Source organism: Herbaspirillum sp. 1130 (assembly GCF_017833835.1).
Classification (GTDB): Bacteria; Pseudomonadota; Gammaproteobacteria; order Burkholderiales; family Burkholderiaceae_D; genus Herbaspirillum; species Herbaspirillum huttiense.
In genome coordinates this window covers 321,868-345,730 of sequence record NZ_JAFICQ010000002.1, presented here as the reverse complement: position 1 = coordinate 345,730, position 23,863 = coordinate 321,868, and the positions used below count along the sequence as shown (strand labels likewise).

Below are 23,863 nucleotides of genomic sequence, written 5' to 3'. Positions count from 1 at the left end.
TCATGCTCCGGTAGTGTCATGTCGGGTATCTGCCTGGCGATCCGTACCATCGGCGGCCACATGTACGGGCATACGCCGGTAGACATGGCGCACGATCGTGTACGGCCGCTGCTTCACCTCGGAAAATATTCTGGAGAGGTAGAGACCCACCACTCCGATGAACGAGATGATCATGCCGCCCAACAGCCAGACGGAGGCCATCAATGAGGTCCATCCGCTGACATGGCGCGCAATGAGCAGCCATTGTCCCACGATATAGGCGATGCATAGCATTGCCAGTACGGAGATGCTGACACCGATATAGAAAATGCCGATCAGCGGGGCGTTGCTGAAGGACGTCACCGAATTGACGAATTGAGACATCTTCTTGCGGAAGGTATACGTTGTCTCGCTGGTACTGTGCTTTTTGACCAGCATCGGCTGCTGATCAAAACCGGTGATATGCCACAACCCGGCAATGAACACCTCACGCTCGGTGTGCAGCAAAAGCGCATTGACATAGCGACGCGACATCAATCGCGCCGTCACCACGTTCTGGGGCAATGCGATACCGGTCCACGAGCGGAAGGATCTGTAAAACAATTCCCCGCTCCAGCGTTCGAACCATCCACCCTTGCGCTGCTCCTGAACGCCATACACCACGTCGCAATCGCTGCCGTTCATTTTCTCGGAAAAAGGCAGGAGAAACTCGGGATCTTCTTCCAGGTCGGCATCAATCAGGAACACACGCTCTCCCTGCGCGTGGGCCAGCCCGGTCATCATTGCCTTGTGGTGACCAAAATTGCGCGAGAGATCGACGACCACGACATGGGGATCGCTTTCACCGAGCCTGATGGTCAAGCCCAGGCTGTCATCAGGAGAACCATCGTTGACGAAGACGATCTCGTAGTCGTCACCGACCAATGCCTGGGCGCAACGGCTGCAACGCTGGTAGAACTCCTCGATGTAGGGTGCCGACTGGTAGAGCGTGGCAACAATGGAAAGCTTCATGACGGGATGTTCCTGAGAAATTGACCTGCATCGCTTCCGCAGTTGAACAAGAGATCCAATATCGTAACGGTTGGCAGAAAGTCGCCCCACTGCTGCGGGTAGTCCTTGAAGCCTGCGTAATCAAACCATTCGAGGGTGATTCCCGCGCGGAGGAATTGCTCCTCCTCCACATACCCTTTTGCAGAAGGGCCGGAAATGTAATGTGTTGCACCCGCCTGCAGACACAGATCGACCAGGCGTTCCGTCTTGCCATCGACCAGTTCGTAATCCCAGGAATTGGTGATCCTGGTCTTGATATGCAGGAAGCCACAGATGGCCTCGATGAAGCCGCGATTCAGTTCGGACAGGTGCGTATGCTGGCAATCTTGGTACAGCGGATGCAACCACTCGGCTACCTGATCGAAGTGGGCAGCCCGCCGATAGTTCTGCTGCAAGGATTTCCAGTGTTCAGCGGCCCAGGCAGTCCCTTCAATTTCCGTCTCGCGGATCTTCTGCAGATACTTGCCCTTGACGCGAACGGGCACGGTCAGCCACTGCAAACCCTGTGGCGTCTTGATCTGGTTGCGGTTCCGCCAGTCACGCCGGGTATATTGCATGTCGTCGTAGAGAATGAATTCATCCACGGCAGCGATCATGTCGAAGTAACCGCGCCAAGGGATGTAGTTGGACTGCAGGATTGCGATTTTCTTCATTTCTCTTGGGTCTGTCTATGGTCACGCACGACGGCGCAGGTCGGCATCATTCCGGCCTCTTCGCGGTGTTCCTGACTCCAACGCAATGGCCGGGAACGTGCGCGATCTCGTGAAAAGTAAAGCCAAACTGCTGTTCCAGAACGGTGGAGACCGGCTTTCCGGCAACCCAGTTGGCATCATCGGGAAGCTTGCCGTCCAGTTCCCCGCAGTCGATGTAGACATAGTCAGCTTTGCGCAGACCGAGGGGATAAACACCCACCTTGACCCGTTGATGCAGCATGGCCATTCCGGCTTCATTGGTAACGACGAGACTGCCGGCGGCAAACTCGGCGTTGATCAGACGTCTGGTGTCATAGCCGGTGGGCGTTCCCCGCCGGTTTGCCTGATACATCGCAACAAACTCCCTCATGACGCTGGAGGGGACTGCGATCATGTTCCAATTCAGTTTTTCTTGGGTGTACCACACGAAGGCGGAAGCCAAAGCAAATCCGGCAATCAACGCACCCTTGAATGTTGCCCGCGAGCAAAGAAGATAGAGGTTGCAAACACCGGAGGCTGCCGCGAAGCAGAGCACCGGGAAGTAGTAGGAATGATAGTGGGACAGCCATCCCACCTTCTCCGCTCCACCGATGGAGCCGACCAAATTCGGCAATAGCACCACCAATGCGATGAGAAGGTAACGCGGCGCGAACACCGCCAACATCAGAAGCAATGCGTTGTTCTTGAGATTGATGAAAAGATTGTCGGCAAAGCCCGGAATCTGGGTATAGCGATAGACAAGATCATCCCAGCTGACGGGCAAAAATGTGTCGTAATACAGATTGGTCAGCACCAGTTTCTTGATCAGAAAAGCATATGCGACGAGCAACCCGGCGACGGCCAATTGCGTGAGCAAGCGCTTGCGCTGGTGCCAGCCGAACAAGATCGCATGCATTCCGACCAGCAGGCCACTGATCAGTGCAGCACGCTCGTTGACGAGGGCCAGCAAAAGCGCCACCAATGCCACATACCTCCACCGCAACTGGAAGTGCAGGCAACACAAGAGGATGAAGCCGAGAGGTACGAACAGCCGATCAGGATAGAACTGGCCCGCCAAGCCGAGGAACACCTGGGGACTGAAGAAAACGAGTCCGCAAGACAGAACGGATAGCACCACGCTTCGAGTACGCACCATCACGTAAGCCGCGGTTGCCCACACCAGCAGCGCATAAGCCGTGGTCTGCAGCACGACCAGCGCCATGGAAGACGACATCATCCACATCAGCCAGGAGATGGGATAAAGAATGTAATAGGCGTGGAAACCCAGCATCGAACGTTCGTCAGCTGCAGGATGGACCAGCATGCCCTGCAGTTCCCGAGAAAGCAGCTCGGTGTTGGGAATTCCGATGTAACGGTGGTCGATGAAGTTCTGCGTATTGGCAAACACGTTGGAGACGGCACCTTTACCCGCATGGATGTTTTCGATGAGCTGCTCGAAGAGAGCAGCATCACCCATACGGTTCGTCTGCATGGCGTCCTTGCCGATGCAAAGGATGCAGGCGGCGATTGCGATGAGCAGCGCCAGCAAGCCCAAGGTCAAGCGTTGCCGCGTCATTGCTTGGACTTCCCCAGCAATCCGACGACATGCCGTCCAATCTTGCGCCCTTCACGCACCGCATAATTGGTACCGCGATCTTCCGGATAAATCTGCGCCATGGAGGCAATGTGCAGTCCCGGCAGAGGTCCTTCGGCCGACGGAATCAGGCGGCTGTAGTGCTTCTCCACCACGGGCTGCGACCAGCGCGACTTCCATACCTTGTGGTCGAGGATCCAGCTCTCGTCGAAGCGCGGGAACATGCGTTTGAGGTGCGGCATGGCATAGGCCAGGACTTCATCGGCACTCATGGAATACAGCGCCTCGTCGACCGGCAGATACTTGGACAGATAGACGATGTGACGTCCGCCATACGTGTCGGTGGACTCGAAGTTGGTGTGCTCGATCACCCCCACGAACGGGAAAGTCGGATCGTTGACGTTGAGCCAGTAGGTACTGGAGAGACTGTTGTTCAGTTCCAGCACCAGGCAGACGTTGCCCAGGTATTCGATGCGACGCAGCTGCTGCAGGTAGTCGGGGCTGGCCCATTCCTTCACCATATCGGCGATCAGTGGCAGCGCCGGCGTGGCAATCACATGATCGGCGACGATGACACCCTTGGGCGTCTGCACTTGCCATAGTCCATCGTCGCGACGGAAGCTCTGCACCGGTGCCCGCGTGATGACGTGGCCGCCGGCCTGCGTGATGCGCTCGGCCAGGCGGGTCGCAATCGAGACAAAGCCGCCCTTCAGATAGGCCAGGCGCTCTTCCCCACCCTTGCCGCGGCTGCCGCCGCGCAGCTTCAGCTTGTTCCAGAACCACACGGCCGAGACCTTGCGGGCGGCCGCCTCACCGAACTTGCCCTTGAGCAGCGGTTCCCACACCACGCGGAAGACCGATTCGCCGCCCAGTTCCTTGAGCCATTGTTCTGCGGTCTTGTCTTCCAGCTCCATCCAGTTCTTGACGCGGCGCGCGCGCAAGGCCAGCAGGCCCAGGCGAACGCGGTCAAAGAAACCCAGCGGCGTGAAGCGCAGCAGATCCATCGGCGTGGAGAGCTTGAAGAACTGGTTGGCATAGTACATGCCGGTATTGGTCGGGTTGATGGTGACCTTGTCGGACAGGCCGATCTCATCGATCAGGTGCATCACTTCGAGGTCATTGGTAAACCAGTGATGGTAGAAGCGATCCAGCTTTTCGCCTTCCACATCGAAGGCAGCAGCCAGGCCACCCAGCTCTTCTTCAGCTTCCAGCACGGCCACGGAGGCACCGGCCTTGGCCAACTCATAGGCTGCGCTGAGCCCGGTAAAACCGCCACCGATGACGGCAACGCTGACGCGGATCTGTTCACTCATGTTCCAGCACTTTCTTGGGGCGCAGCGAGCGCACCAGCAGGTAAAGACCACCGCTCAGGGTCGGCGGCAGCCACAAAAGAAGATGGACCAGCAGCGCATAGGCCGTCGAGGCAGCCATATCGTTGCCGCCAATGGCAAGGGTCTTCGCGGTAAAGAAATCAAAGGTGCCGACGTAGCCGGGCGTGCTGGGGATCAGCGTGGCCAGGGTACCGACCGGCAGCGCCAGCCAGGCACTGGCAGGCTCGCTGACGGCGGGCAGTGAAAGCGCCGCCAGCCAGAACAGCATGCCTTCGCACAGCCAGGCCAGCAGCGACCATCCCACCAGCACCAGCATGGTCGGGCCACGCGACATCGACTCCAGCGTGTCGAATGCCTTGCCGATTTCATCGCCAAGGCGCTTGGCCAGCCCCGGCAACACCTTGGCCAGCAAGGCCAGGAAGAAGCGCGCCAGCGGACGCATGGCGTGCGGAAACAGCAGCACCGCCATGATCGCCAGCGCCATCAGCAGCAAGGCACCGGCACCCAGATCGACATAGCTGTGCAGGCGCGCGCCCACCAGCAGGACCGCTGCACCCAGCATGACGATGACCATCAGCAGGTCCAGCAATCGTTCCACGAACAAAGTGGCCACCACCGTCGCCGCCGAGGTGCCCAGCTGCTGATTGAAGGCGACCATGCGCATCAGATCGCCGGCCCGGAAAGGCAGGACGTTGTTGGCGGCGAAACTGGCGAGGAAGGGGCCTGCACAATCGGACCAGTGCAAGGCCGGTCGCGACACGCGCAGCATGGAGGTCCAGCGCGCGATGCGGCAGGCGTAACCGACCGCGAAGATCAGCAAACCAAGCAGGATCAGGCTCTTGTTGGCGGCCAGCAGCGTCGTGCTGAGCTGATTCCAGTCGGTGTGGCGCAAGGCCAGCCAGCCGAAGACCAGCGCAACGCCTACGCCGACGGCAAGGCGGATCAGCTGTTTGGCGGAAAATCGATTCATCAAGGGGGCATCCCGCTCAGGCCGATGCATCGACGACCGCCACCACCGGGCTGCGCGAGCCCTCGATGCGGGCCTCGGGTGCATATCCGATGTATTCCGACACCACGTACAGGGGCCGACGCTTGATCTCGCTGTAGATGCGGCCGATGTATTCGCCCAGGATGCCGATCGACACCAGTTGCACGCCGCCGATGAACAGGACCGCAATCATGAGCGCGGTCCAGCCCTCGACCCAGACCTGGGTGAAGATGCGCAGGAACAGGGCATAGAGGATGCCGAGAAATGCCAGGCCCGCAGCGCTCATGCCCAGTCCGATGGACATCTGCAGCGGCTTGCTGGAGAAGGACAGGATGCCGTCGGTGGCGAACTTGAGCATCTTCTTGAGGGGATACTTGGTCACGCCGGCCACCCGGCGTGCGCGCGCGTACGGCAGGGCCATCTGCTTGAAGCCGACCCAGCTCACCATGCCGCGCACGAAGCGGTCGCGCTCCGGCATGGCGCACAAGGTGTCGACCACACGGCGGCTCATCAGACGGAAATCGCCGGTATCCAGGGGAATGTCGACTTCCGACATCTTGTTGAGCAAGCGATAGAAAGCACGGGCAGTGGCAATCTTGAAGGCTGACTCGCCTTCGCGTTCGCTCCGCACGGCGTAGACGACGTCATAGCCTTCGCGCCAATGGGCCACCATCTGATGTACCACGGCCGGCGGGTCTTGCAGGTCGGCATCCATGAGCACCACGGCGTCCCCGCGCGCAGCGTCGACGCCAGCCGTCACGGCGATCTGGTGACCGAAGTTGCGCGACAGGCAGACCACGCGCACCCGGGCATCTTCACGGGCGATGGCCTTGAGTTTTTCCAGCGTACGATCACGGCTGCCATCGTTGACGAAGATGAGTTCGGCATCGAGGCCGTCCAGCTCATCCATGAGCTTGAACAACTCCAGCTTGGTGAAGTCGATCACCTCTTCTTCGTTGTAGCATGGCACAACAATTGACAACAACATTTACTCCCCCCCTTGTGGGCTCCCGCCCTCTTCCAGCCATGCATCCCGCCCGGTATCCATGCGCAGATGCCTATCTTTTTGCAGAGTTTTCCCGCAAAACCCAGTATTTTAACCACGCCGGGTGAGAATTCCGAAAAATTCACGGCAAAAATGTCCCGCCGCACCGCTCTTTGCAACTGCGTGCAGAGAAGACCCGCCAGAAGCGCGTCGGAAGAGCTTTTCAACGAGTACGCTGTTGCCGCAAGGAACGATAGGCCGGGGAAGTGAAAAAGCGAATGACGCTGCTGATATGCCAGCGCAGGTAGCGCAGCTTGCGGTGACTGTCGCGCTGGGCGTTATGTTCGACCGGTACGGCGCGCGCCACGCGTACTTCGTGCCCGGCCAGCCTGGCGCGCGCGCACAGATCCACATCCTCGTAGTACATGCGATAACGCTCGTCTAGCCCGCCCAACTGCTCCATCATGGTTTTGGGCAGCATCATGAACATGCCTGCCACCCAGTCCGGATAGGCCACCTGACCACGCGTGGGAATACTGTCATTGGCAAGGTGGACGCCAAACAGCCGGGCGAGATAGCGTTTGAACGGTTGCAAGGGAGAGGGAAAGTGACGCGCACTGTCTTCTTCCTGTCCTTCTGCATTGACGATCAGCGGTGCGACGATGGCAGCCGGCACCATGCGCGAGACCTCCAGCAGGGCGTCAAAGGGATCGTCATGAAAGCGGATATCCGGATTGAGGATGACGAACCATTGCCCGCTTGCATGCGCCACGGCCGCATTCTGATTGGCCGCAAAACCCTTGGGTTCAGGATTGTTGACCACGACCACCGGGAACGGGAGGTCCGCCAGCAAGTCGTCGAAGGATTCCGGCAAATTGACCGTCAGGATCACTTCGATATCCGTACGCCCCAATCGCGCCAGATCGGCCAGCAGCAAGGCAATGTGCGCGCGGTGACCGTGACTGACGACTGACAGGGAAATGAGAGCTGGGGACATGGAGCGGTCTCGCGGACGGGCAAGGAGTGAAGGCGCAGACGCTCAGCGCATCAGCACGTCGCGCAACGCACTGAGCGGACCGCGGCCGAAACGACGGTAATCACTGGTAGACACGGCATGCCTGAGGACAGCCAGAATGCGCAACGGCAGATACCGCGACAGGCCGGCACGAAAACGGGCAAAGCGCAGCCAGTCAGCAAGCATCGCGGCCAGGTCCGGGGTCAGGCGGCCCTCGCGTTCGAGGCGTGCCTTGAGCTGTTCAACACGGGTCAGCCGCAGCAACTGGAACTTGCTTTCGGGGAGCGCCATCACGAACCTGAAGCGCTTGACCAATCTGGCCAGGCCTGGTGCTTCCATGCCGATGGCATTGCGTCCATGCTGACGATATTGGACCGTGCTGCTTGGTTCGGAGCGCATCTTGCCTGTGGCAGCTGCGAGAATGGCCAGCCATTCATCGTGCACCCAATCCGGCGAAAACGGCAGGGCCAGGGGCAGCAGATCGCGGCGGAACACAGCCGCCGCTCCGGTGACGATATTGCGCCGGCACAGCACGTCCAGTGCGCGGCCTTGCGCCACCCAGCCGCGCTCTTCCTCACTCAGACCGAGCGACTGGAACAGCGAAGCCTGCATGTCGACGCCTTGCGCATCGACCAGCCGGGCGTCGCTGTGCAGAAGGGTCAGCGCCGGATCCTGCTCGAATTGCTCGCTGAGCAGACTGATCTTGAACGGCAGCCACACGTCATCCTGATCACACAGGAAGATCAGGTCCGTCTGCAGCGACTGCACTGCAGCCTCAAAATTCTTGACCACCCCAAGGCGGGGCTCGTTCCTGACCAGCTTCACGTCAATGCGCTGGCGCGCAGCCCATTGCTGCAGGTATTCCCAGCTGCCGTCATCGGAGGCATCGTCATGAATGGCAATCTGATCGGGCAAGCGGTCCTGCTGAAGCAGGCTGTCGAGCTGCTGCGGCAGGTAGGGCATGCCGTTGCAGGTGCACATGGCAATTCCGCACGTCAGCCTTGCCGGACCTGCCAAGGACTTCGCCACCATCAATGCGCCACCGGGCTGGTGTCCAACATCCATTGCAGCGTCGCGCGCAGGCCAGGATGATGCAGGGGGCCTATGGCCTGTTCCAGCAAAGCCGGGCTGCCGCACAGCGTGCGCACCTCGGAGGCACGGACGAAGGCCGGATTGACGCGCACTTCCAGACTATGTCCCGTGATTTCTTGCAGCAAGGCGATGACGGCGCGCAACGTCACGGGCTGGCCCGAGCAGACGTTGTAGCACTGCCCTGGCGCGCCCTTGTCGAGCAGAGCCAGATAGGCGTCGCATACCGTACGCACATCATTGAATTCGCGCTCGACATCGAGGTTGCCCAGTTCCACCACGCTGGCCCGGCGGGCAAAGTGGTCGACCAGCTTGGGAATGACGAAGGACGCGTGCTGCCCTGCCCCGGTGTAATTGAAGGGACGCGCGAACACGATCGGCAAGCGGTCGAGGTAGTTGCGCGCCATGTATTCCATGGCCAGCTTGCTCATGGCGTAATGATTCGCAGGAGCCGGGGGCTGGCTCTCGCCAATCGGCGATACATCGCAATTGCCATAGATGTTGGCGCTGCTGGCCAGCAGCACTGCCGCCGGACGCTTCGGCACGCGCGCCAGAGCATCCAGCAGATTCATCGTGCCCAGCACGTTGACATCGTAAAACGCACCGGCATCCGCGTGGCCAACGAACGCAATGGCCGCCAGGTGGACCACCGCATCCGCCTGCGCTTGCGCAAGCTGATGCTCCAGTCCCGCCTTGTCATCCAGTTGCCCGGTCAGGGCGATCACTTCATGTCCGCGCGCAATGGCACTGGCAGTGAAATGCCTGCCAGTGAATCCATCACTCCCGGTAAGGAATATCTTCAAAACGAAGTCCCCGCCTGATTGCGACGCACATCGGCTTCCACCATCAGCGCGCACAGCTGCTCCAGCGTGGTCTGCGGCTGCCAGCCGAGGATTTCGCGGGCGCGGGTGGGGTCACCGATCAGCAGCTCGACTTCGGCCGGACGGTAGAACTTCGGATTGATGCGCATGACGGTCTTGCCGGTGGCCACGTCCACTGCAGTCTCCTGCTCGGCGGCACCGCGGAACTCAAGATTGATGCCCACACCCTTGAAGGCCATCTGCACGAAGTCGCGTACGGTCTCGGTACGGTTGGTGGCCAGCACGAAGGTATCGGGCTCGTCCACCTGCAGCATGCGCCACATGCCTTCCACGTATTCCTTGGCAAAGCCCCAGTCGCGCTTGGCGTCCAGGTTGCCCAGTTCCAGGCAGTCCAGCTGGCCCAGCTTGATCTTCGCCACCGAGTCAGTGATCTTGCGGGTCACGAATTCGCGGCCGCGCAGCGGGCTTTCATGGTTGAACAAAATGCCGCTGGTACCGAAGATGTTGTAGCTCTCACGATAGTTGATCGTCATCCAGTGCGCGTACAGCTTGGCCACGCCATACGGGCTACGCGGATAGAAAGGCGTGCTTTCGCGCTGGGGAATCTCCTGGACCTTGCCGAACATTTCCGACGTCGAGGCCTGGTAGAAGCGGATGCGCGGATTGACCAGGCGAATCGCTTCCAGAATGTTGAGCGCACCCAGACCGGTGATGTGGGCGGTGGTGGTCGGCTGTTCGAAGCTGACGCCGACGAAACTCTGGGCGGCCAGGTTGTAGATTTCGTCAGGCTGCACCTTTTGCACCAGGGACAGCGTGGTGCCCAGGTCGGTCAGGTCGAATTCCACCAGATGCAGGTTCGGATGATCCTGAATGCCCAGCTCGTTGATGCGCCAGAAGTTGACCGAACTGGTGCGTCGATAGGTGCCATAGACTACGTAGTTCTTTTCAAGCAGAAGTTGCGCCAGGTAAGCGCCGTCTTGTCCTGAGATGCCGGTAATGATTGCGGTTTTCATAGTCTGAGGGATAGCTGAGTCTGGATTGATAAAGGATTTATGAGGGGGTCTTGAAGGAGATCTCGCCTACGGTCACGGGACGCTCATCGTGCGAACTGCCGAACACGATGCCCTGAACCGTCCCGGCAGGAATCGCCACAGCGCGGTCAATTATAGTGTTTTCACCGTGACAAGAATGCACTTCGATGTCGGTGCTGCTCATTTCACCGCGGGAATTGATCCAGTTAACCTGGGATCGGAACTGTGTTCCCTCAGGGCAAGATACCTTCACGTGCAACAGGCCACGGCGCTGTCCTTTCACGTCGATGGTCTGATAGACCGGATGCGTGACGGTAGCGGTCACGCCGCCTTTGACCACGGCATTCCCGTTGAGATCCCACTTGGGACCAGGTTGATCGAGCACCGGTCCTGCGACGCGCTCGACCCGGAACAGGCCATCGGTCTTGACCAGACCGACGCGCATGCCATTGAGACGGAACAGCTCGGTGGTCACCGACATGATATCGGCCTCATGCGATTCGTTTTGCCCCACCGGGTGCACGATGACCTCGATGTCGAAATCGCGCAGCAATTTCTTGAAATTGGTGTCGCGCTCGGGCGAGGAGAAGAACGGCCACGAATGCCAAGAAAACGCGATGGTGCCTGCCGGGTAATGACTGTAGACCGGATCGGTGCCAACGATGAGAATCTGCTTGCTGCGGATACTGTCCATCTGCTGCAGGATGTCGCCGATGATCACCGCGGGCTTGCTGCGCTCGAGCATTGCACGATGGGCATCACGATCCACCAGCAAACGCGGAGAGAACTGCATCAGCGGCCAGTAGACCACCGGATAGCGCGCCAAGCTGACCAGGCACAGCAGCAGCACCAGCGCGGATGCCGTCAGCGCAGCCTTGGACAGGCGTGCCAGAGCCCAGGCACCGAACACGATGAACCACGGAAGCATCTGGTACACATAGCGCAAATAGGCCTGCGTCTGGAACACCAGCGCGCAATAGAAGGTGGTGGCCAGCAAGCCGCCCAGGACCCACCAGTGACGCGTCAGGATGGTGGTGAGCAAGGCGAGCGGGATGAGCACCAGGAAAACGATGCCGATGGCACCATCCGCACCAAACTCGCCGTACCCCATGGACTTGATGCTCGCATCCCAGAACATGCCCAGTCCCAGCGGGTGCAAATAGAGCGGATTGGCAAACGCCTGCTCGTTCTTGAAGACGCTGCCGATGGTGAAGAACGGCGATTTGAAAATATTGTTGTAGAAGGGGAAGAGCGGATTGCCCGTCTTCAGATAGGCCACCACATAGGGCTGGCAGCTGACAAGCAGGAACACGGCGACCGCCGCCGCCACCACCAGCAAGGTCGGCCGCTGGAACTTGCCCTGGCGTGCCAGCAGGCACACTGCCAGCAGCAGGATCGGCAGCAGCGGCGCGCCCAGCAGCTTGGAAGCACACAGGTAACCGGCAATGGCCCCCAGATACAGCCAGGCACCATGCGGCTTCTCGCTGGTGCCGGTCAGCTCGGCCAGACACAGCAGGAACAGGAAACCGATGACGGGCTCCACGAACATCGAGCCGGACACCAGCATGCTCAGCGGCAAGGTCAGCATCAGGGCCGGTGCGGCCAGCGCGGCGACCCCGCCAATGCGAGGGGCCAGGATGCGGAACGACAGCCAGGCCGTCGCCAGCACGAAGGAGGTATCCATCAACTTCGCCGCCTGTTGGCCATCCAGGAAGAAGGGCGGCAACGTCAACCAATTGGCACCGAACGGCATCACCGACCAGATGTACTGGGTCACATCAAAGTCCCAGCGCCTGGCCGCCAAAATACGTACCGGCAAGTTCAGGTGCATGGCCAGCGCATCGTGTCCCAGCTCGGGCAGCATGGTCACGAACAGCACCAGCGAAATGCCGGCCAGCACCAGGGACAGCAGCAGGGATTCCTGGAGACTACGCCGCCGGCGGACCAGCAGGTCGCGCAGGGGCGAGGGCCGGCCGGCGGTGCGCCACACGCCGAGACGCCAGCTGGCCAGCAGGGCCCAGCCGCTGAAGAGCAACAGATAGAGCGTCGGTGTATTGATCGGGAAATGCGCCATGAGACCGATGAGACTGCCGGTGATCACGAATCCGAAGCCGCTGTTGCGAACGCTCCAGACGGTGGCCGAATCATCCTTCCACCACGACAAGGTCCAGGCACCGATCAGGGTGGCGCAAGTCCAATACCAGATCACGGCGACGAAGGGTCCGAGTCCCGCCAGTGCCACGAACAGCGACGCACATGCGCCCAGCAGAAGCAGGAATGGCAAGCCTGCGGCCAGGCCCGCAAAGCACAGCACCAGCAGCGTGCCGACGGTGTTGTAGAAAGAAACACCAACGGCGGGGGAGACCCAGATCTTCTGCTGCCACCAGCCTTGGGAGAGCGTTCCCCAGAGTGCCACGGCCGCCAGAATGAATGCGACGATGGTCAGCAGCACGGGTTGTGCGACGCCCGGGAATCCCGGTTTGCGATCAGGAAGAGAGGGGTTCATGACGTTCATGCGAAGTGAAGACGCTGCAATGCGGCCCGGGCGATACGATCGGCGTTGGCCATGATGGTCAGCGTATGGGATTTTTCTGTCAGGTTGGGCAGGCTTGCGCCGTCGACCACGAACAGTCCGTCGAGCCCGGCGAGTTCCCCGATGGCCGAGGTCTCACCGGCTTGCGGCCGCTCACGCATCGGCAAGGTACCCGCGTAGTGAATGTCGCCGCCCGGCTGTCCGGCCGTGAAACTCATCGGCAACATGTAGGCCCCCAGGCGCGCGTAGGCGCGGCGCAGGCTTGCCGCGGCCTGCTTCAACAGGGTCGGAACATCTTCATGGTAAGCGCCCCGGATGTGCAGGCGTCCGTCTGGCGTGAGATGTGCCTGGTTCGCGGAGAGATGCCCGGGAAGGAACATGTTGCCCACCACGCAGGAACTCATCAGCGAACGCAAGACGTCCACCGCCAGCCTGCGACGCAGCGGCAGATGGCGCGCGAACTCGGTCATGGGCAGGCCGACGGTCGAGAAGGTCGAACCGAGTGCGGTCACATCCTCCCGCAGGGTCTGGACAAATGCCAGCTGCCCGTAGCCGAAGGCGTCGGCGCGTGGCTTGCCCAGGAAAGACGGCATCCAGAGAATGAAGGCGGCCGTGGGGCAGGACAGCAGCCGCACCGGTGCCTCGTGCTTCAGGGCAGACAATGCCAGCCGGGTGGTGGCGACAGTGCCCGCAGCCAGGTGCACCTGACGCGCGCTGAAAGTCTTGCGCTGACGGTCCTGCGGATCCTCCCCGTACACCTGCCAGCCCTGCCCTGCATCCTGCCGGAGCGACTCCACCTGCAAGCGTGCATGGCGGAAGTTGGGGAATTGACGCAACGTCGCCAGATCTTCACTGGCGGAATACAGCGAGCGACGCTCACAACCAAACAGGCAGTTCCCGCTGCGATTGCATCCCTTGCGCGCACCACGGTCCTGGCTCAGCACGGCCACGGGAAAACGCCCGAGCCTGAAACCCTGCTGCAGCAGATCAGCACCATGTCCGCGATACTTCTGGTCCAGTGCCGTATGCAGCTTGTCGAGCGCGATCTCGGGCTGTGCTTCGCCCTGCATGCCGAAATAGTCAGTGAGTTCATCCTGTTGCGAACGGCTCACGCCAATGCGTTCCACCACGGTGCGATAGGAATCGTGCATGGCATCGCTCGGGCAGGGAAACGCCGCCAGCTCCTGGGGAGACAGTTGCGCCACACCGCAGCCCCAGGCATTGGACAAGCCGCCCGGAGCCAGCGACCCCAATGCAATGAATCCCTGTGAATCCACTCGATTGACCTGCGCAAAGTCTGCAAAGACGTGCGCATGGGTCGGCACGCGCAACTTGGGAGAGATGGCCTCGCGCATGCCGAGGGCATGGAAGCGCTCGCCGACCATCCACTCCCACTGCCGCGGATCGGTCGCACGTTCTTCCAGAAAGCTGCGTGTCGGACGCCGCACGTCTTCCTGGCGTCCGCCATCGACCATCAGCACTTTCACGCCTGCCTCGACCAGCGGAAACGCCGCCGATACGCCGGCCGGGCCACTTCCCACGATGATGACGTCAAACTCCGGGCTCACGGGAAACTCCTGTTGATGGCGTCACGCAAGAACAGCGGCATGCTCACCGGGCGGGCAATCCGCCAGAACACTTCCGATGCGACAGCACACGCCAGGCCAAGACCATAGCGCAGCATTCCCGCCGGTTGCCGGATGCCGATGAAACGCTCTGCACCCGCCTGCGTTGCCTCTGCCAGCAAGGTGGCCGCGTCCAGTCGCCATGCCAGTTCCTGCCCACGTTCGCTGGCCAGGAAGGCGCGATCATCGAGCAAGGCCAGCAGCGCCGGATGACGCAGCGTAAAGCCGGGCAGACCCAGAGCGCGCCCTTCCCGGAAGCGCCCGATGGCAGCGATGTAGCGTTCGACGAGATCACTGTCGGGACGGCGATTGAGTACGTAGCACAGCATTGCCGCGGCTTCGGCGGCGAGCTGGTCGCCGGGCGCGGCGGGCTGCATGCCGCTCTCCAGCGAACGCAGTTGCAAGCCGAGCAGCGCCAGGCTGCCACGGGTATCCATGACCGGTAGGGCAAACAGGGAATCCAGACGAGACAGACCGAGCCGATTGCTGCGCTCAGCGCCCAGCAGTCGCACGGCCAATCGGACCAGTGCGGTCGGCACTGGCACGAAAAATCGCGTCTTGCGCACATGGCTGGCGGCAATCGCGCGCAGGAAAGTTGTGAAACTCAGCGCTTGCGACTGCGCGATCAGATGCACTTCGGGTGTCGCATCCGGCAGCTGCGCGATGCGCAACAGCGCCAACGCGAGATCATCGACATGGACCGGTTGTATCAATGGCGCAGGCAGAAATGCGGGCAACATCGGGAGCCGGTCCACCAGATTGACCAGCAACCCGAACAGTCCCATCGCGGCGCCGCCGTACACCTGGCCGGGACGCACCACGCTGCCGCCACGCTGCAGCACGAGCTGCTCGATACGCCACTTGGTGCGTCCATAGGCGGTAGGCGCATCCTCGCGCGCCGTCTGGCTGGAAACGAACACGAAGCGCGCACCCACGGCGGCAGCGGCGTCGAGCAGGCGCAGGGCGGCCACCATCTCGGCGTCGCCATCGGCTTCGGTCGCCACGCGCGGATTGAAGGCGAGATGCACCACGGCCTGCACATCGCCCGGCAGGGTCAGGGCGTCCGTATCAAAAAGATCGTAACGAAGCCATGCGCCGGCATCGGCCGCCGGTGCGGTCCGTGTCAGCAGCAGCGGATGATGCCCTTGATGCAAGGCCAGAGCCGCCAGCTGCCGACCGATGTAGCCTGTGGCTCCGGTGATGGCGATCTTCATGGCCGCAGCTCCTTCACATGGCCAATGCTGGACGCGATGAAAGGGCGGGCCGCACGGAAAAAGTCTTCCTGACTGCAGAATCCGCGACGCTCATACAGGGGGGGCCCGTCATGTGCTGCCTCGTGGATGCGCGCGAGCGAACAGGGCTGCAGCAGCTGCGTACCACGGACCACATAATGAAGGAACAAAAATGGAAAAAGTCCCACCCAGGTCTTCGCCTGCGAGGGATACAGGAAACAGTAGCGCATGAAGCGCAGGCGCTCGGTCCACGACATGCGCCGCGCCATGACCTCGCCGTTGGCGGCCAAGGGCGCAAACAGCTTGAACCAGGGTCCGCTCAGACCGGCCCCGGTGTAGAGCGTGAACTGGCGGGTCTGCGGCAGGCAATGCGAGGACTTTGCGAGCGCCAGGCCAATCAGATGGGCGGCGTCATGATCCTGATGACCGCCTTCCCAGGCCAGCAGGTAAAGCAGCTCCGGCTGGCCAATGCGATGGCACAGCGCAGCCAGCTCGGCCAGTACGGCCGGCATGTGCTCGACCAGTTTGCTGTCCGGCACGCCCAGCTTCTCTCCGATGAAATGCACGCTGCTGGCCGCTACGCCCAAGCGTCCGAGCACATCGAGGCTTTCGGCATTGCGATCGGGACGCGGCCCACCGTCGAGCGCACCTGAGGTCAGATAGACGACCGAGACGCGATCGCCGGCCGCCAGCAGTCTCGCGATTTCGGCGAAGACACCGAACTCGTCGTCCTGATGCGCGAACAGGAAAAGGGCGTGCTTAGAAGGCATCGAAGTCCAGGAACGTGATGTAACACTTGTCCAGGGACAGCTTGTCGGTATTGTCCACCAGATTCTTGTAGATCAGATTCAGCGGTGACGGCTTGAGACGCTCGGGGATAGGCTGGAAATTGACACCGAAGCGGTACCCCGGAATGTTGCCCACGAACACCTTGGCCGAGAGCAGCCCGGCACCCAGTCCATTGGGCTGGACCTTCTCGTGGGCCGCCGGCGGCAGCACCGCCAGCGCCGTCATGCCTGGCTTTCCTGCCGAGGCAAACACGCGCAACTGGCCATCGGCACCGCGCTGGAGCGCGACCGGATTGACCGGGCTCTTGCTGCGCCATTGCAGGGCGGCTTCGCCCCACTCCTGAAACAGGTCCGCCTGGGCCAGCCCTTCTTCGCAGGCTCGCGCGTTGAGCGCACCTAGTCCCACCCGGGCCTGCAGCGGGCCCACCAACTGGAAGCCCATCTGCCGCACCCAGCCTGGCGTCGCCGCCGCATTGGCCACACCGATGACAAACTCGAATCCGCGCAAGGCGCCGAATTCGCACATCTTCAGTCCCAATCGCTTGAACAGGTGCTTGCCCTGGAAATCCGGATGGACCGCAACGTTGACCGCCACCAGCCCGCGCACCTGCCTGCCACGTAGACGATAGCGGCCCGGCAGCGCAATCACCTGTCCGATCACCTTGCCATCGCAGACGGCATCGGCACCCAGTGCCCGGCCTTCCGGGTTATCGATGTAGAGCCAGTTCAGATACTGGCGGCGCAGCTTGTCTGCTTGCGGAAAACAGGCCTGGTACAGCGCGATGTAATCATCCATGCGCGCGGTATCGGATTCGATCAGTTCAATTTCCATGGTGTCTCGGGTTCAGTTCTTCTCGTTGGCATCGACACTGCCAACGGCGGCCGCAGCGCCGGATTTCTTGCGGGTAAAGGTAAAACTTGACGTCACCCAGAAGGTCACGATGAACAGCAGCACGTCAGCAATTGCTTTGGCATAGACCGGATGCGGAATGACCAGCATCAGAAGGTACAACACCACCGACGAGATCGGGGTATAGAGCAGCGCCAGCCCGAAATACTTGGTCGCATGGGCCATCTGTCCGTCGGCTTCCTTGATCTGGTAGGTAAAGCGGCGATGCATGAAGAAACCGCAGATGGCCGCCAGGATCTTGACTGCCACGTTGGCCCAGATAGGATCGACGCCCATCTTCAGCAGCACATAGTAGCCGCCCATGTCGATCACGTAGGCCAGCACTGCCACGATCAGGTATCGCACCAGGGTGCTCATGCTGCATCCCTCTTGCGCAGCATGCGTGCGGGCGCGCCGACCATGACTGCATATTCTTCCGTATCCTTGGTTACTACGGCATTGGCACCGATCACGGTGCCCCTGGCAATGGTGACTCCGGGCATAATGACGGCACCGGCACCGATCCAGACATCGTCACCGATGACGATCTTCTTCGGAATGCTCTGGCGGGCAAACACCGGCGGCAGTGCACCTTCAATCGGATGCTGTCCCGAGGAGATGGTCACGTTGCTGCCGATCAGTACATAGGAACCGAATTCGATACCACCCACCCCGTTGATGTAACTACCCGAATTGACGCCGAAGTTGCTGCCCATGGTGATGCGGTCGGCATGCACGATGGTCACGCGCGGCTGAATCCAGGCAAAGCCGGCGCAGCGCTTGAAGAAGACCTTGCTCACCAGGGCGCGCAGGATCACGCCACCGGTGGTGGGTACCAGCGAAAAGATGCCGAAGAAGAGCGACTCGAACTCCAGCCTGAGCATGGTGCCGAGTGAATATCCCTTGGCTTTTTCTTTCAGGAATCGCAGGTATTTCATGAGATCACTGCTCCGTCGCCGGGAGCTTGTCCTTGGCCGGCTTGCGCAGTCGTTTCAGACGCCCAAGGTGGCGCGCACGCTTGGGCACCGTCGAGATGTCGTGGCCAAGGAATGCCAGCAGCAACTGCAAGCCGGTCAGGATGGGCAGCGCGGCCATCATCACCACGCCGGCCGGCGTGGCGGTTCCGGAACCGGCCGCAACCAGCCAGTGATAACCGCCATAGATTACGCCGAAGCCGAGCAGCAGCAGGCCGATGGGCAATTCCAGCGAGGCCAGCGTCAGGTCGCGCAGGTAATAGTTGTAGAAGATGCGTTTGCCGAAGTTGCGTGCATGCTTGACGAGGAATTCGCCGACGATCTTTGAAATCTTGAGGCCACTGACCTCATCCCCATACTTGGCCGCCATGGGAATATCGATGACGGCCGCGCGCAGCGTATTGAGGCGGAACAGAATGTCGGTCTCAAAGAAGTAGCGCCGGCTGATCTTGTCATAAGGCAGATGGCGCGCCACATCCGCATGGATGGCAGTGAATCCGTTGGTGGGATCGAACAAGTCCCAGTAGCCGGTGGAGAATTTGGCCATGAGCGACAGCACCGTATTGCCAAACAGGCGCATCGGCGGCATCGCGCCGATCTCTTCGAGATCGTAGAAACGATTGCCCTTGGTGTAGTCGGCAATGCCATCGACGATGGGCTGGACGAAGTAGGGAATCAGCTCCGGATCCATCTGGCCATCACCATCAACCTTGACGATGACATCGGCCCCGCCCTCGACCGCAGCCTGGTAGCCGGTCATCACCGCACCGCCCACGCCCTGGTTCACTTCATGCCGCAGGATCCGCACGCGCGGGTCAGTGCAGTGCTGGGCGACGAAGTCACCTGAGCCGTCGGGGCACTTGTCGTCCACCACGTAGATCTGGGCGACATCCGGACCCATCGCCTCGATCACGCCCAGGATGTGGCGCGTCACACGGTAACTGGGAATGACGACGGCAACGACGGCATCGAAGCGGGCACCGTCACCGGCTTCGGTCACGGGTGTCACATCGCGCACGGTGGCTTGAACTTCGGTCATGCTTGTTTCATCCTTTCAATACGTTTCTTCTTCAAGCCCGCCAGGGGCCGATCGACCAGACGGATCACCAGCCAAGACACCAGCAGGGTGATCACGAAGGCTACGCAGAAGAAGGGGAACGAACGCATCTGCATGCCTGCGGCCACCAGCCAGATGGCGGCGGTGGTATGAAACAGGTAGACCGGATAGGAGAGGTCACCGAGGAACTGATCCAGCCATCCCGGCTTGCTGGGTGCCAGCGACAGGACCACCCACGCCGACAGCAGCAGGGATACATACAGGCCATAAGTCCACGGCCAATAAGGGAAACGCAGCCAGACCAGGCAATGCAGCCCCCAGGCCAGCAGGCTCAGCCAGGGCGCACGCAGGCGCGACAAGGGTTCACGATACTGCGACAACAAGGTGCCTGCGGCAAAGGCCATGAAACAGGTCAGGAAGCCCGAGTAGCGATCCCCGAAGGTCTCCAGGCCAAATCCGTATTTCACGTTCAGCGCAGCACTCAGAATGAATGCCAGCCAGGCTGCGGAACGGTTCATGGCCATCAGGGGCATCAAGACATAGGCCCCGATCTCCACCGCCAGCGCGCCAGCCACCGGCACGAACAGGCCCGGCGTCGGAATGGGCAGCAGGAAGGCGTTGGACAGCCACTCCAGCGCGCCATGCGGGCGCACGAACTGCGGGTTCAGCGCCGAGGGCAGCACGCCGATGCGCGGCAGAATGTAGAGCGTGGCCGCACCGGCCACCACCGCAACCGCATAGGCCGGATAGATGCGCAGAAAGCGGTTGAACGCATAGTCGCGCAGGCCGCCTTCTTCATGGCCGTACTTGAAGCACAGCACATGCGTCATCAGATAGCCGCTCAGGATGAAGAAACCCCATACCGCATAGGCGGCAGGACCGTGAATCATCCCTTCCCACAAGTGGGAGATGGCCACCAGCACGGCCAGCAAAAACCTCCAGGTACCCAGTCCGACTTTCACGTATTTCCCCTATCCGCTTTTTATCAGTTTGATGTCGGACGCCACAGCGACAGCGGCCGCTTGCTCTGGCGGACCGGCAGATCGACGCTGTCGAGGATCTTCTCGAAGGCCTTCCATGCCGCGCGCGCTCCCCATGCCTGATCAGCGAAACTGATACCGGCTGCGCTCATGGCGGTCCACAGGGCCTCATCGGTGTAAAGCTGGCAGACCTGATCCGCCAGCGCCTGTGCATCATCAGCGACCAGGACGTCGCGGCCGGACACCAGGCCCATGCCTTCGGTGGCGATGGTGGTGGCCACGCTGGGCAGGCCGACGGCCATGGCACTGCCGATCTTGCCCTTGATGCCGGCACCGTAGCGCAAAGGCGCAACGTTGACACGCATGCGGTCCTGCAGGGGCTGCAGATCGTCAACAAATCCCGTGATGATCACGCGCTCGCTGGCCAGTGCCTCAATGCTGGCAGGCACGTTGCTGCCGACCACATGCAGGCGCACGTCGGGCAACTTCTGGTGAATCAGCGGCAGCACCTCGGCCACGAAGTACTCGACGGCGTCCACGTTGGGCGTGTGCTGGTAGCCGCCCACGAAGATGATGTCCTGGCGCTCGGCAAAGCCGACGCGGGTACCCGGCACATCCATGATCAGGGGCAGCACGTGCACCGGTGCTTGCGGCAACTCCTGCTTGAGCAGCGCCTGCTCGGCCGTACTCACGACGATGCTGGCATCGGCGCGGCGAATGGCATCATGCTCGATGAGCTTCATCTGCTCGACGTCGCGCTTGTTGTCGATGCCGGCAACGGCGGCCTCGCGCTGCATGCGCAGGTAATGCAGGTCCACGGTGTGATAGATCAGCTTGGCATGCGGGCAATGGCGGCGCACGGTTTCCAGATGCTTCTCGATGACGCCCGGGCGAATCAGCAGCGCCAGGTCATAGCGGTAACCGCACTGCTTGACGTGCGCCTCCACCGACGGGCAGTAAGGTTCATAAAGCACCTCGACACCATAGGCCTGCAGCTCATCGGTGTATCCGGGCAGATACAGATGATTGTCCTCGGCCACGAAGGTGACCTGGAAGCCCATCTCGCGCATCAGCAGCATGAGATTGAAGATGATCACCGATCCCGCATCGCGGTCGGGCGTCGGCGTGCAATGATCCACCACCAGTACGCGGCGCGTGGCCGTGCGGTCCTTGGCACGGTCGACGTCCACGCCGTTGTCCTGGTAGGTCGCCAGCAAGTCCTTCCAGCGCTCGTATTGCTTGCGCATGTTCTCGACCTGATAGGCCTTGACGCCAGAGTTGAGGTCGGTGCCGTTGCTTACGCCTTCATAGTGGACGATCACGGACTGCGGCTGGTAGATCACCCGATAGCCGCGGCTGCGGATGCGCAATGCCAGATCGGAATCCTCGCAGTAGGCCGGCAAGTACAACTCGTCAAAACCGCCCAGCTCGGCATACAGCGCGGCCGGCACCACGATCGAAGCGCCCGAGCAGTAGTCGGTTTCGCGGGCGTAGCAATAGACGGGGTCGAGCTGGTCCTTGTAGCGGCCGAAATTCCAGGCGCTGCCATCCTTCCAGATGATGCCCCCGGCCTCTTGCAGCACGCCGTCAGGGTAGACCAGCTTGGAACCGACCAGGCCGGTCCCCGGGAACTGGTCGAAGGTGGCGATCAGGGTATCGAGCCAGCCTGGCGTGACTTCGGTATCGTTGTTGAGGAAATACAGGTACTGCCCGCGGGCCTGCTTGGCACCGAGGTTGCAGGAGCGCAGGAATCCCTGGTTGGTCTCGTTGAGGACCAGGCGAATGCCCTTGACCTTCGCCAGGATGTCACGCGATTCGTCAGGCGAGCAGTCGTCCACCACGATCACCTCGAACGGCAGGGCCGGCAGATGGCGCTGGATCGACGCCAGGCAGCGCAGGGTGTAGTTGTGCTTGCCGTAGATGGGCACGATGACCGATACCACCGGCTGCGCGTGCTGCGGCAACTCGATGGTGGTGGTCTGCCACGGGAACTCGGTATAGGGCGTTCCCTTGATGGCGCGTGCCTGGTTGCCGACACGGCCGCGATCGACACGGGTCAGCAGACGCCAAAGCGCCGGCAGATACTTTTGCACGAAGCGGCGATGTCCCACCCGCGCTTGCGCCGAGAACGGAATGCTGCGATAGATCCAGCGCGCCCCGCCAAAACCATACCCGCTGTAACGGCGAATCTGGGCGCCGGGTGTCATCACCCATCGGCGAGCTTCGCGCAAGGGCAAGGAGGCCTTCCAGGAAATACTGGTGGTCACCGTAGTGAAGGCTTCCTGCGCGGCCTCCAGCTCGGCATTGAGGCGCTTGATGTGTTCGGCGCGTTCCTCCAGCTGATGGGCACGCTCATTGAGGATGCGATCCCGGTCCTTGACGGCGGCTTTCCACTGGCGCAGCAGTTCGGATCTGAGTGGATCCTGCTCGAACAAGCCGGTCGACAGCGCCGGCAGCTCCACATCCGAAGCCAGCGCAACCCAGTAGAGCGGACGCGGCAGTCCAGTGCTGGGACGGATCTCGCGATCCTGCATTTCGTAGTGGATCGACTCCGACGCCCCGGCCTCCGGGAAGATCGCCGAACCGTACACCAGCCGTTGTCCAAAGTAGCGGGTGTTCTTGTACCAGCCCGAGAGCAGCTGCTTGAACTCCTGTTCGTAGAGCTCCTTGACGTGGTACGGGTTGCTGTAGTTCGGCACTTCCGAATAGAAATGCTTGTCGGGATTGGAAATCAGCAACAGGCCATCGGGACGCAGCACGCGCTTGAACTCGCGCATCATTTCTTCGTGCTGCTCGTGATGTTCGATGGTCTCGAAGCTGACGATCAGGTCGACGCTGTGATCGGGCAGCGGAATGGCCGCACAATTGCCCTCCAGATAGCGCAGGTTGGGACGCTGGTAGCGTGCGCTGGCATGGGCCACGGCTTCGGGGGCGATATCGACGCCCGTCACCTGGCGCGCCACTTCCGAGATCAGGGCGGAACCATAGCCTTCGCCGCTGGCGATATCCAGCACATCCTTGCCGACGGCCAGTTCGCGCGCCTGCAGATAGCGGTGCCAATGTTCGAGCTCGATATTGCCATGCTCTTCCGGGACAAAGCGTTCGCCCGTGAATTCCAGGCCCGATTGCTGCGGCGTGCCGGACTGGCTGTCATTTCTGGATTGCACGTTCATTATTGATCATTTCGGCTACGGCCAATTGCAACGGGATGGCCATGGTTTGAAGAAAGGG

Annotated in this window: 20 protein-coding genes; all 20 read right to left on the bottom strand. The window is 61.2% G+C overall.

What is annotated here, in order from left to right; all coding sequences use genetic code 11:
• Nucleotides 1–990, bottom strand: coding sequence for a glycosyltransferase family 2 protein (locus tag JOD78_RS10350; protein WP_121042783.1), 990 nt, complete (start codon nt 988–990; stop codon nt 1–3).
• Nucleotides 987–1,682, bottom strand: coding sequence for a WbqC family protein (locus JOD78_RS10345; RefSeq protein WP_039789364.1), 696 nt, complete (start codon nt 1,680–1,682; stop codon nt 987–989). Before JOD78_RS10345 ends, JOD78_RS10350 begins: the two co-directional genes overlap by 4 nt.
• A 46-nt stretch (nt 1,683–1,728) precedes the next feature.
• On the bottom strand, nt 1,729–3,276 hold the full coding sequence (locus JOD78_RS10340) for a DUF2079 domain-containing protein (protein WP_121042781.1): 1,548 nt from the start codon (nt 3,274–3,276) through the stop codon (nt 1,729–1,731).
• Nucleotides 3,273–4,607, bottom strand: coding sequence for an NAD(P)/FAD-dependent oxidoreductase (locus JOD78_RS10335; RefSeq protein ID WP_134135598.1), 1,335 nt, complete (start codon nt 4,605–4,607; stop codon nt 3,273–3,275). The genes JOD78_RS10340 and JOD78_RS10335 overlap by 4 nt, the downstream gene beginning before the upstream one ends.
• The gene (locus JOD78_RS10330; RefSeq protein ID WP_121042777.1) at nt 4,600–5,595 is read right to left on the bottom strand and encodes a lysylphosphatidylglycerol synthase transmembrane domain-containing protein; all 996 of its coding nucleotides are present in this window, start codon (nt 5,593–5,595) and stop codon (nt 4,600–4,602) included. Before JOD78_RS10330 ends, JOD78_RS10335 begins: the two co-directional genes overlap by 8 nt.
• Before the next feature lie 16 nt (nt 5,596–5,611).
• Nucleotides 5,612–6,601 carry a glycosyltransferase family 2 protein gene (locus JOD78_RS10325; protein ID WP_121042775.1) on the bottom strand — a complete coding sequence of 330 codons (990 nt, stop codon included), beginning with the start codon at nt 6,599–6,601 and terminating at the stop codon, nt 5,612–5,614.
• A 220-nt stretch (nt 6,602–6,821) separates the two neighbouring features.
• A complete protein-coding gene (locus JOD78_RS10320) occupies nt 6,822–7,595 on the bottom strand; it encodes a glycosyltransferase (RefSeq protein ID WP_121042773.1) in 774 nt (257 codons plus the stop codon).
• Nucleotides 7,596–7,637: 42 nt separating this feature from the next.
• A complete protein-coding gene (locus JOD78_RS10315) occupies nt 7,638–8,645 on the bottom strand; it encodes a glycosyltransferase family 2 protein (RefSeq protein WP_204726137.1) in 1,008 nt (335 codons plus the stop codon).
• Nucleotides 8,645–9,505, bottom strand: a complete 861-nt coding sequence (locus JOD78_RS10310; protein ID WP_121042769.1) for an NAD-dependent epimerase/dehydratase family protein — start codon at nt 9,503–9,505, stop codon at nt 8,645–8,647. Before JOD78_RS10310 ends, JOD78_RS10315 begins: the two co-directional genes overlap by 1 nt.
• Nucleotides 9,502–10,536 (bottom strand): GDP-mannose 4,6-dehydratase, encoded by a 1,035-nt coding sequence (gene gmd / locus JOD78_RS10305; RefSeq protein ID WP_039789353.1) that lies wholly within the window; start codon nt 10,534–10,536, stop codon nt 9,502–9,504. The genes JOD78_RS10310 and gmd overlap by 4 nt, the downstream gene beginning before the upstream one ends.
• A 37-nt stretch (nt 10,537–10,573) precedes the next feature.
• The gene (locus tag JOD78_RS10300; RefSeq protein ID WP_134040278.1) at nt 10,574–13,060 is read right to left on the bottom strand and encodes a hypothetical protein; all 2,487 of its coding nucleotides are present in this window, start codon (nt 13,058–13,060) and stop codon (nt 10,574–10,576) included.
• A gap of 5 nt (nt 13,061–13,065) precedes the next feature.
• Entirely contained in the window at nt 13,066–14,655 is a 1,590-nt protein-coding gene (locus JOD78_RS10295; protein WP_209568133.1) for an FAD-dependent oxidoreductase, read from the bottom strand.
• Nucleotides 14,652–15,926, bottom strand: coding sequence for an NAD-dependent epimerase/dehydratase family protein (locus JOD78_RS10290; RefSeq protein ID WP_121042763.1), 1,275 nt, complete (start codon nt 15,924–15,926; stop codon nt 14,652–14,654). The genes JOD78_RS10295 and JOD78_RS10290 overlap by 4 nt, the downstream gene beginning before the upstream one ends.
• Nucleotides 15,923–16,714, bottom strand: a complete 792-nt coding sequence (locus JOD78_RS10285) for a PIG-L family deacetylase (RefSeq protein ID WP_121042761.1) — start codon at nt 16,712–16,714, stop codon at nt 15,923–15,925. The genes JOD78_RS10290 and JOD78_RS10285 overlap by 4 nt, the downstream gene beginning before the upstream one ends.
• Entirely contained in the window at nt 16,704–17,564 is an 861-nt protein-coding gene (locus tag JOD78_RS10280) for a GNAT family N-acetyltransferase (protein WP_121042759.1), read from the bottom strand. The genes JOD78_RS10285 and JOD78_RS10280 overlap by 11 nt, the downstream gene beginning before the upstream one ends.
• Nucleotides 17,565–17,576: 12 nt before the next feature.
• On the bottom strand, nt 17,577–17,999 hold the full coding sequence (locus JOD78_RS10275; RefSeq protein WP_134135605.1) for a GtrA family protein: 423 nt from the start codon (nt 17,997–17,999) through the stop codon (nt 17,577–17,579).
• Entirely contained in the window at nt 17,996–18,559 is a 564-nt protein-coding gene (locus tag JOD78_RS28235) for an acyltransferase (protein WP_121042755.1), read from the bottom strand. Before JOD78_RS28235 ends, JOD78_RS10275 begins: the two co-directional genes overlap by 4 nt.
• Before the next feature lie 4 nt (nt 18,560–18,563).
• On the bottom strand, nt 18,564–19,634 hold the full coding sequence (locus JOD78_RS10265; RefSeq protein ID WP_121042753.1) for a glycosyltransferase family 2 protein: 1,071 nt from the start codon (nt 19,632–19,634) through the stop codon (nt 18,564–18,566).
• The gene (locus JOD78_RS10260; RefSeq protein ID WP_039789341.1) at nt 19,631–20,614 is read right to left on the bottom strand and encodes an acyltransferase; all 984 of its coding nucleotides are present in this window, start codon (nt 20,612–20,614) and stop codon (nt 19,631–19,633) included. The genes JOD78_RS10265 and JOD78_RS10260 overlap by 4 nt, the downstream gene beginning before the upstream one ends.
• Before the next feature lie 23 nt (nt 20,615–20,637).
• Complete coding sequence (locus tag JOD78_RS10255) at nt 20,638–23,805, bottom strand: glycosyltransferase (RefSeq protein WP_134135606.1); 3,168 nt, start codon at nt 23,803–23,805, stop codon at nt 20,638–20,640.
• Nucleotides 23,806–23,863 lie beyond the last annotated feature (58 nt).

What these genes read in the sequence shown, in the direction of transcription:
- JOD78_RS10350 (WP_121042783.1), bottom strand. Translation starts at nt 990, where the DNA reads ATGAAGCTTTCCATTGTTGCCACGCTCTACCAGTCGGCACCCTACATC.
- JOD78_RS10320 (WP_121042773.1), bottom strand. Translation starts at nt 7,595, where the DNA reads ATGTCCCCAGCTCTCATTTCCCTGTCAGTCGTCAGTCACGGTCACCGC.
- JOD78_RS10340 (WP_121042781.1), bottom strand. Translation starts at nt 3,276, where the DNA reads ATGACGCGGCAACGCTTGACCTTGGGCTTGCTGGCGCTGCTCATCGCA.
- JOD78_RS10285 (WP_121042761.1), bottom strand. Translation starts at nt 16,714, where the DNA reads ATGCCTTCTAAGCACGCCCTTTTCCTGTTCGCGCATCAGGACGACGAG.
- JOD78_RS10315 (WP_204726137.1), bottom strand. Translation starts at nt 8,645, where the DNA reads ATGGTGGCGAAGTCCTTGGCAGGTCCGGCAAGGCTGACGTGCGGAATT.
- JOD78_RS10255 (WP_134135606.1), bottom strand. Translation starts at nt 23,805, where the DNA reads ATGAACGTGCAATCCAGAAATGACAGCCAGTCCGGCACGCCGCAGCAA.
- JOD78_RS10335 (WP_134135598.1), bottom strand. Translation starts at nt 4,607, where the DNA reads ATGAGTGAACAGATCCGCGTCAGCGTTGCCGTCATCGGTGGCGGTTTT.
- JOD78_RS10300 (WP_134040278.1), bottom strand. Translation starts at nt 13,060, where the DNA reads ATGAACCCCTCTCTTCCTGATCGCAAACCGGGATTCCCGGGCGTCGCA.
- JOD78_RS10330 (WP_121042777.1), bottom strand. Translation starts at nt 5,595, where the DNA reads ATGAATCGATTTTCCGCCAAACAGCTGATCCGCCTTGCCGTCGGCGTA.
- gmd (WP_039789353.1), bottom strand. Translation starts at nt 10,536, where the DNA reads ATGAAAACCGCAATCATTACCGGCATCTCAGGACAAGACGGCGCTTAC.
- JOD78_RS10325 (WP_121042775.1), bottom strand. Translation starts at nt 6,601, where the DNA reads ATGTTGTTGTCAATTGTTGTGCCATGCTACAACGAAGAAGAGGTGATC.
- JOD78_RS28235 (WP_121042755.1), bottom strand. Translation starts at nt 18,559, where the DNA reads ATGAAATACCTGCGATTCCTGAAAGAAAAAGCCAAGGGATATTCACTC.
- JOD78_RS10345 (WP_039789364.1), bottom strand. Translation starts at nt 1,682, where the DNA reads ATGAAGAAAATCGCAATCCTGCAGTCCAACTACATCCCTTGGCGCGGT.
- JOD78_RS10275 (WP_134135605.1), bottom strand. Translation starts at nt 17,999, where the DNA reads ATGAGCACCCTGGTGCGATACCTGATCGTGGCAGTGCTGGCCTACGTG.
- JOD78_RS10290 (WP_121042763.1), bottom strand. Translation starts at nt 15,926, where the DNA reads ATGAAGATCGCCATCACCGGAGCCACAGGCTACATCGGTCGGCAGCTG.
- JOD78_RS10265 (WP_121042753.1), bottom strand. Translation starts at nt 19,634, where the DNA reads ATGACCGAAGTTCAAGCCACCGTGCGCGATGTGACACCCGTGACCGAA.
- JOD78_RS10280 (WP_121042759.1), bottom strand. Translation starts at nt 17,564, where the DNA reads ATGGAAATTGAACTGATCGAATCCGATACCGCGCGCATGGATGATTAC.